The sequence below is a fragment of the Pseudomonas sp. 21615526 genome (assembly GCF_013386245.1).
In the GTDB taxonomy this organism is placed as follows: domain Bacteria; phylum Pseudomonadota; class Gammaproteobacteria; order Pseudomonadales; family Pseudomonadaceae; genus Aquipseudomonas.
On sequence record NZ_JACAOM010000189.1, the window covers coordinates 1 to 1,046 of the forward strand.

Consider the following 1,046-nt stretch of genomic DNA (forward strand, 5'->3'; position numbering starts at 1 on the left):
CCGATCATCTTCTGCACCGTGGTCTCCGGCATCACCAGCATGCACGACGTGAAGCAGGTGGGCCGCGTCGGCGGCAAGGCGCTGCTGTACTTTGAGATCGTCTCCAGCATCGCCCTGGTAATCGGCATCCTCGCCGCGCACCTGCTGCACCCCGGCGTGGGTTTCAATATCGACGTGAAGACCCTCGACACCTCCGCCATCGCCGGTTTTGTCGGCCAGGCCGAACACGGCGAAGGCGTCACCGGGTTCCTGATGCATGTGATCCCCACTACCTTCTTCGACGCCTTCTCCAAAGGCGAAATCCTCCCGGTACTGTTTGTGTCGGTGCTGTTTGGCCTCGGGCTGGTGATGATCGGCGAGAAGGGCCGGCCCCTGGTCGGCGTGATCAACCAGGCCAGCGAAGTGTTCTTCCGCATCGTCGGGATGATCAGCCGCGTCGCGCCGATCGGGGCCTTCGGGGCCATCGCCTTCACCATCGGCAAATACGGCCTGGGCTCGCTGCTGCCGCTGTTGAAACTGGTGGGTACGTTCTACGTCACCGCGTTTTTCTTCGTCGCCGTGGTGCTGGGCAGCATCGCCCGGTATGTGGGGTTCAGCATCTTCAAGCTGCTGACGTACATCAAGGCTGAACTGTTGATCGTGCTGGGCATCAGCTCCTCCGAGTCGGCCCTGCCGCAACTGATCCAGAAACTTGAAAGCCTTGGCGCGTCCAAAGGCGTGGTGGGGATCGTGGTGCCCACCGGCTACACCTTCAACCTGGACGGCACCAACATCTATATGACCCTGGCGGTGCTGTTCCTGGCCCAGGCGACCAATATCGACCTGACGCTGGAGCAACAACTGACCCTGCTGGCGGTGGCGATGCTTACCTCAAAAGGCGCCGGTGCGGTGGTGGGCGCAGGTTTTGTCGCGCTGGCCGCCAGCCTCGCGGTGGTGCCGACGGTGCCGGTGGCGGCGATGGTGCTGATCCTGGGTGTGGACCGGTTCATGGCTGAATGCCGCTCACTGACCAACATCATCGGCAATGCCGTGGCGGCGCTGGTGGT

General features: G+C 62.7%; 1 protein-coding gene. It reads left to right on the top strand.

Translation table 11 applies throughout. The features are described from left to right. Positions 1–1,046, top strand: a 1,046-nt coding sequence (gene dctA / locus HX786_RS30575; RefSeq protein ID WP_178913035.1) for a C4-dicarboxylate transporter DctA, incomplete at both ends; no start/stop codon positions are given.